At 70.9% G+C, this 7,122-nt stretch carries 5 protein-coding genes; 1 reads left to right on the top strand and 4 read right to left on the bottom strand.

All coding sequences use genetic code 11. The features are described 5' to 3' along the window. From cydD to hisC, 4 genes are all read right to left on the bottom strand, one after another. Positions 1–1,389 (bottom strand): thiol reductant ABC exporter subunit CydD (gene cydD, locus HW445_RS13940; RefSeq protein WP_180221339.1); only part of this gene is annotated, 1,389 nt, incomplete at its 3' end. Positions 1,390–1,404: 15 nt separating this feature from the next. Continuing rightward, entirely contained in the window at positions 1,405–2,406 is a 1,002-nt protein-coding gene (gene cydB, locus HW445_RS13935; RefSeq protein WP_180221340.1) for a cytochrome d ubiquinol oxidase subunit II, read from the bottom strand. Positions 2,407–2,432: 26 nt separating this feature from the next. Next, positions 2,433–3,944 (bottom strand): cytochrome ubiquinol oxidase subunit I, encoded by a 1,512-nt coding sequence (locus HW445_RS13930; RefSeq protein WP_180221338.1) that lies wholly within the window; start codon positions 3,942–3,944, stop codon positions 2,433–2,435. Positions 3,945–4,251: 307 nt separating this feature from the next. Beyond that, positions 4,252–5,331: a histidinol-phosphate transaminase gene (hisC, locus tag HW445_RS13925; RefSeq protein WP_180221337.1), complete on the bottom strand. Its 1,080-nt coding sequence runs from the start codon at positions 5,329–5,331 to the stop codon at positions 4,252–4,254. A gap of 396 nt (positions 5,332–5,727) precedes the next feature. Between hisC and HW445_RS13920 the strand changes: the two genes are divergently transcribed. Beyond that, positions 5,728–6,840 (top strand): LacI family DNA-binding transcriptional regulator, encoded by a 1,113-nt coding sequence (locus tag HW445_RS13920; protein ID WP_180221336.1) that lies wholly within the window; start codon positions 5,728–5,730, stop codon positions 6,838–6,840. Positions 6,841–7,122 lie beyond the last annotated feature (282 nt).

The raw sequence follows: 7,122 nt of genomic DNA, 5'->3' as shown, positions 1-7,122 counted from the left end.
GACCGTGCCGGTCCCCTCCGGGAGCGCGTCCACGAACTCCAGCGCCCCCGCGTCGGCCAGCGCCCTCCGCACCGCGGCGTCGTCGGCCTCCGGGCGGGCCAGCCGCACGTTCTCGGCCACGCTCGCCGCGTACAGGTGGGGCCGCTGCGGCACCCAGGCGATCCGTGACCGCCACGCCTGCGGATCGATCTCCGCGAGGTCCACGCCGCCCACCCGCACCCGCCCCCGGGAGGGACGCGCGAACCCGAGCAGCACCCGCAGCAGCGTGGACTTGCCCGCACCGCTGGGACCCGTCAGCGCCACCACCGCACCGGGCTCCACCGTGAAGGAGACCGCGGCGACCGCGTCCTCCGTACGCCCCGGATACCGCACGGCGAGGTCCTCGACCGTGATCGTCGTGTCCGCCGGCACCGGCCGGGTGCCCGCCTCCGGCAGCGGGGTCTCCAGCACCGCGAAGACCTCCTCCGCGGCCGCCAGCCCTTCGGCCGCCGCGTGGTACTGCGTCCCCACCTGCCGCAACGGCAGATAGGCCTCCGGCGCCAGAATCAGCACCACCAGGCCGGTGTAGAGGTCCATCTCCCCGTGGACCAGCCGCATCCCGATGGTGACCGCGACCAGCGCCACCGACAAGGTGGAGAGCAGCTCCAGCGCGAACGACGAGAGGAAGGCGATCCGCAGCGTGCGCAGGGTGGCCCGCCGGTATGCGTCGGTGATCCGGCGGATCGACTCCGCCTGGGCCTTGGCCCGCCCGAACACCTTCAGCGTGGGCAGTCCGGCGACCACGTCGAGGAAGTGGCCGGAAAGCCGGGACAGCAGCCGCCACTGCCGGTCGGTGTGGGCCTGGGTGGCCCAGCCGATCAGCGCCATGAAAAGGGGGATCAGCGGCAGGGTGCCCACGATGATCGCTGCGGAGACCCAGTCACCCGTGACGATCCGGGCCAGCACGGCCACCGGCACCACCACGGCCAGACCCAACTGGGGCAGGTACCGGGCGAAGTAGTCGTCGAGGGCGTCCACACCCCGGGTCGCCAGGTTCACCAGCGATCCGGTGCGCTGCCCGTCCAGCCAGGAGGGACCGAGGGCGGCTGTCCGTGCCAGCAGCCGCCCTCGGAGTTCGGACTTGACCGCCGCGCTCGCGCGGTGCGCCGCGAGTCCGGTCAGCCAGGCGACCACCCCTCGCCCGCAGGCGACGGCGGTCAGCGCCAGCAGAGGGGCGACCAGCTCGCCGGTGGACAGCCCCTCCTGGAAGGCACCGACCACCACCTCGGCGATCAGCGTCGCCTGGACGACGACCAGGCCCGCACCGACCAGGCCCAGGGCCACCACCGCGGCCAGGAAGAGTCGGGTGGCGCGGGCGTACCGCACCAGTCGGGGATCCACCGGTTTCACGTGAAACCTCGTCCGTCAGTGGCTCGCGGCGATGTGCCGCGTGCCGATCCGCTTGCGGAACACCCAGTAGGTCCACGACTGGTACAGCAGCACCACCGGCGTGGCCGCGAGGGCGCACCAGGTCATGATCTTCAGGGTGTAGGGGCTGGAGGAGGCATTGGTGACCGTGAGGCTCCAGTTCTCGTCCAGCGTGGAGGGCATGACCTCCGGGAAGAGTGACAGGAAGAACACCGCCACCAGCGCCACCACGCTCAGGCCGGAGCAGACGAACGACCAGCCTTCACGGCCGGCCCGTCCGGTCAGCATCGCGCCGGCCAGCGCGGCGAGGGTGAGCACCGCCGCGACCAGGCTCGGCAGGTCGCCCCGCGAGAGCAGCGTCCAGACCAGGAAGCCGGCCAGCGGCAGGGCGGTGACCACGCCGAGCCGCAGCGCGAGGCCGCGTGCCCGGTCCCGGATCTCCCCCTCGGTCTTCAGTGCCGCGAAGACCGCGCCGTGGAAGGTGAAGAGGGTCAGCGTCACCACACCACCCAGCAGGGCGTAGGGGCTGAACAGGTCCCCCAGGGTGCCGACGTACTCCAGGTCCCGGTCGATCCGCAGTCCCCGGACGATGTTGGCGAAGACCACACCCCAGAGGGCCGCGAGGAGCAGCGAGGTCCAGAAGATCGCCGACTCCCAGTTCCGCTGCCACCTCTCGCCGGACCGCTTCACCCGGTACTCGAAGGCCACTCCGCGCAGGATCAGGCAGAGCAGGATCACCAGCAGCGGCAGGTAGAAGCCGGAGAACAGGGTGGCGTACCACTCGGGGAACGCGGCGAAGGTGGCGCCGGCGGCGGTCACCAGCCAGACCTCGTTGCCGTCCCAGACGGGGCCGATGGTGTTGATCAGCACCCGCTTCTCGGTCCGGTCCCGGGCCAGCAGCCTGGTGAGCACGCCTATGCCGAAGTCGAAGCCCTCCAGGAAGAAGTAGCCGGTCCACAGGACGGCGATCAGGACGAACCAGAGGTCGTGCAGTTGCAGTTCCATGCGAGGTGACTCCCTGCCCGCTAGTACGAGAAGGCCATGGGCTTGTCGGCGTCGCGCGGGTCGCCGCCGATCCTGGTGGGCGGGTTGAGGTCCGCCTCGGTGAGCTCGGGCGGGCCGGCTTTCACGTACTTCACGAGCAGCTTCACCTCGACGACCGCGAGGACCGCGTAGACCACCGTGAAGAGGAGCATCGAGGCGAGGACCTCGCCCTGACCGACGCCGGGGGAGACGGCGTCACGGGTCTGGAAGACGCCGAACACCACCCAGGGCTGACGGCCCATCTCGGTGAAGATCCAGCCCCAGGCGTTCGCGATCAGCGGGAACGCCATGGTCCAGGTCGCGACCCGCCAGTAGAGCCGGGTCGCCCGGGGACCGAGGGCCTTGCCGCGCGGCAGCAGGACCAGGTGCGGCACCTCGTCCTCACCGGACCGCAGATGCCGGGGGAGCAGGAACTTCTTCCGCGTCAGCCAGAGCCCGAGCACGCCCACCATGAGGGAGGCCATGCCGAAGCCGATCATCCAGCGGAAGCTCCAGAAGGCCACCGGGATGTTGGGCCGGTAATCGCCGGGCCCGTACGTCTCCTGCATCTCCTCGTTGATGTCGTTGATGCCCGGCACGTAGTGGTCCAGGTCCGAGTCGGCGAGGTAGGAGAGCAGGCCGGGGATCTCGATGGCCACGGTGTTGTGGCCCTTGTCGACGTCGCCGTAGGCGAAGAGCGAGAACGGGGCCCCGCGCTCGCCTTCCCAGAGCGCCTCCGCCGCCGCCATCTTCATCGGCTGCTGCTCGAACATCACCTTGCCCAGCACGTCGCCGCTGACCGCCGTCAGCAGGCCGCCGACCGCCACGGTCATCAGGCCCAGCCGCAGGGAGGTGCGCATCTCCGCGAGGTGACGGCCCCGGGCCAGGTGGTAGGCGGCGATCCCGACCATGAAGGCGCCACCGGTGAGGAAGGCGGCGGCCAGGCTGTGGAAGACCTGGGCGAGCGTGGTGTTCTGGGTCAGCACCAGCCAGAAGTCGGTGAGTTCGGCGCGGCCCTTCTCCTCGTTGATCCGGTAGCCGACCGGGTGCTGCATCCAGGAGTTGGCCGCCAGGATGAAGTAGGCCGAGAGGATGGTGCCGATGGAGACCATCCAGATGCAGGCCAGGTGGATCTTCTTCGGCAGCTTGTCCCAGCCGAAGATCCACAGGCCGATGAAGGTGGACTCGAAGAAGAAGGCGATCAGGGCCTCGAAGGCCAGCGGCGCCCCGAAGACGTCTCCGACGAAGCGCGAGTAGGCGGACCAGTTCATGCCGAACTGGAACTCCTGCACCAGGCCGGTGACCACGCCGAGCGCGATGTTGATCAGGAAGAGCTTGCCCCAGAACTTGGTGGCTCTGAGGTACTTCTCCTTGCCGGAGCGCACCCACGCCGTCTGGAGCCCGGCCGTGAGAGCGGCCAGCGAGATCGTCAGCGGGACGAACAGGAAGTGGTAGACGGTCGTGATGCCGAACTGCCAGCGCGCGAGCGTCTCGGGGGCCAGGGCGAGGTCCACGTGTTCTCCTTCACAGCGGTGCCTCGAGGCGGAGGTTTGTTCCACCAGATCCGCACATGGGGGCATGAACATGCGCGCTTGTGAAAGCGTTCACATTCACAAGCTATTATCAGCATGTAGGCCGAACGGCCGTACAGGGGGGTACCCCCTTAGGTCCAGGACGGCCGAAACCAGCCCATCCGACCGGCTCCTCCGACCGGCTCCTCCATCCGGCTCCTCCATCCGGCTCCGCGCCCGGAAACGGCGACGGCCCGGCGGCTCCCCCAAGGGGGCCACCGGGCCGGACGGACGGACGCCGCGGGCGGGATCAGACGGAGCGGCGGAACTCCTCAGCCGTCTTGACGAAGATGTCGTTGGCCTCCGTCTCGCCGACCGTGACCCGCACACCTTCCCCGGCGAACGGCCGGACCACCACGCCCGCCTGCTCGCAGGCCGCGGCGAACTCCATGGTCCGCTCGTCGAGCCGCAGCCAGACGAAGTTGGCCTCGGTGTCCGGCACGGTCCACCCCTGCTCGCGCAGGGCCGCGACCACCCGGTTGCGCTCGCACACCAGGGAGCCCACCCGGCCGAGGAGTTCGTCCTCCGCGCGCAGCGAGGCGACCGCCGCGTCCTGCGCGAGCTGGCTGACACCGAACGGCACGGCCGTCTTGCGCAGCGCGGCCGCCACCGGCTCGTGGGCGATGGCGAAGCCGACCCGCAGCCCGGCCAGGCCGTACGCCTTGGAGAAGGTGCGCAGCACACAGACATTGGGACGGTCCCGGTAGAGCTCCACGCCGTCCGGCACGTCCTGGTCCCGGATGAACTCCCGGTAGGCCTCGTCCAGCACCACCAGCACGTCGCCGGGCACCCGGTCGAGGAACCTCTCCAGCTCGGCCCGGCGCACCACGGTGCCCGTCGGGTTGTTGGGGTTGCAGACGAAGATCAGCCGGGTCCGCTCGGTGATCGCGTCCGCCATCGCGTCGAGGTCGTGGACCTCGCCCGGCGTGAGGGGCACCTCCACCGGGGTGGCGCCGCTGATCCGGGTGATGATCGGGTACGCCTCGAAGGAGCGCCAGGCGTAGATCACCTCGTCGCCCGGACCGCTGGTGGCCTGGAGCAGCTGCTGCGCGACGCCCACCGAGCCGGTGCCGGTGGCCACGTGGGAGGCGGGCACCCCGAAGCGCTCCGCCAGCTCCTCGATCAGTCCGGCGCAGGCCATGTCCGGGTAGCGGTTGAACGAGGCCGCGGAGGCCACCACGCTCTCCAGCACGCCGGGCAGCGGCGGGTAGGGGTTCTCGTTGGAGGACAGCTTGTAGGCGACCGGACCCGACCCCGAGGCCGGGCGGCCCGGCTTGTAGGAGGGCACTCCCTCGAGCTCGGCACGCAGTTTGGGGCTCGTCTCGCTCACCGCAGTCCTCCTCATGACGGCCGGCGGCTCACTTCGCCGACGGCACCGATGGCTATCAGCCTAAGAGCCGCACGCCGACGCGGGACCGGGCCGTCCACGGCGCGGTGCACGGTCGGAGCCGGCCCGGGGGAACCAGGGGCGCGGTCGGAGAAATCACGCGCGCCGGTGGCTCGCGCCGTGGCGCGCATCACCCGTGCAGGTGAGTTGCACCCGGTTCGGAACCTTGTCCTTGCACGCGGCATTCACCCGCCAGAACGCCCGCTCCATTGACCGAAGGCGTCCGTGCCCTTTGTTTCCAAGGCGTTTCCCGTCAGATGACCATGGAGAATCGTCCCTGTCAACGGCTGCATATGCAGAGGATCCGGCCCGCCTCTGGAGCCCTACTATCGGCTCGCCATGACAGCAGCAGGGAAGCACCAGGTGAACCGGGCTGAGATCACCCGCCGGGGCAGCCGATCGGGCCGGGCGGGGATCCGGGACGTGGCCGCCGCGGCCGGGGTCTCCATCACGACCGTCTCCGACGCCCTCAACGGCAAGGGCCGACTGCCCGATGCCACCCGACGCCATGTCCGTGAGGTGGCCGACCGTCTCGGTTACCGCCCCTCGGCCGCGGCCCGAACCCTCCGTACGGGCAAGTCCGGCCTGATCGGCCTGACGGTGACCACGTACGGGGATGAACCTTTCACCTTCACCGAGTTCGCCTACTTCGCCGAGATGGCCCGGGCGGCCTCCTCGGCGGCACTGGACCGCGGTTACGCCCTGGTGATCCTGCCCGCGACCTCACGGCACGACGTGTGGTCCAACGTGGCGCTGGACGGCACCGTGGTCATCGACCCGTCGGACCACGATCCGGTCGTCGCCGAACTGGCCCGCCAGGGTTTACCGGTGGTCTCCGACGGCCGCCCCAACGGCGCCCTTCCGGTGACGGCATGGGTGGACAACGACCACGAGGCCGCCGTCCTGGGCATCCTGGACCACCTCGCCGCGGCCGGCGCCCGGCGCATCGGGCTCCTCACCGGCACCAGCACCGACACGTACACCCGGCTGTCCACCACCGCCTACCTGCGCTGGTGCGAGCGGGTCGGGCAGGAGCCGGTCTACGAGTCCTACCCGGCCCACGACCCGTGCGCCGGAGCCGTGGCCGCCGACCGGCTGCTGGCCCGGCCGGACCGGCCCGACGCGGTGTACGGCCTCTTCGACCCCAACGGCACCGACCTGCTCGCCGCCGCCCGGCGGTACGGGCTGCGAGTGCCGGAGGACCTGCTGCTGGTGTGCTGCAGCGAGTCCTCGGTCTACGCGGCCACCGAACCGCCGATCACCACGCTCTCCCTCAAGCCGCGCCGGATCGGCACGGCCGTGGTGCAGCTGCTGATCGACGCCATCGAGGGGATCGCCTCGGACCAGCCGGTCGAGCAGGTCATACCGACCGAGCTGATCGTCCGTGCCTCCTCCCAGCGCCGCCCGACCCGCACCACCGTGAGTCCGCCGCGCACCCCGGGTACCGGCTGACCTCTCCGCGCCGCCCGGACCCCGCGCGCCGGGGAAGGGGCCGGGACCCCGGACCGAGCCCGTAACGCGGCCCGGTCCGGGCCGCGTTGGGCGCCGGTCCCTGACGGTTCGACGGGCCGTCCCGACGCGACCCACGGTCGCGGCACGGACAGCCGGGGGCGGCGACGCCACGAGAGGGCGGCGTCGAGCGCCGGCAAGAGGCGGCCAGGACGGTGGCGGCCAGGGCGGTGGCGGTCAGGGCGGTGGCGGTCAAGGCGGTGGCGGTCAAGGTGCGGGGAACGT

This window comes from Streptomyces sp. UH6 (assembly GCF_013421635.1).
Lineage (GTDB): Bacteria > Actinomycetota > Actinomycetes > Streptomycetales > Streptomycetaceae > Streptomyces > Streptomyces abyssomicinicus.
Note: the sequence above shows the minus strand (reverse complement) of the source record. Positions and strands in the feature narration are given on the sequence as shown.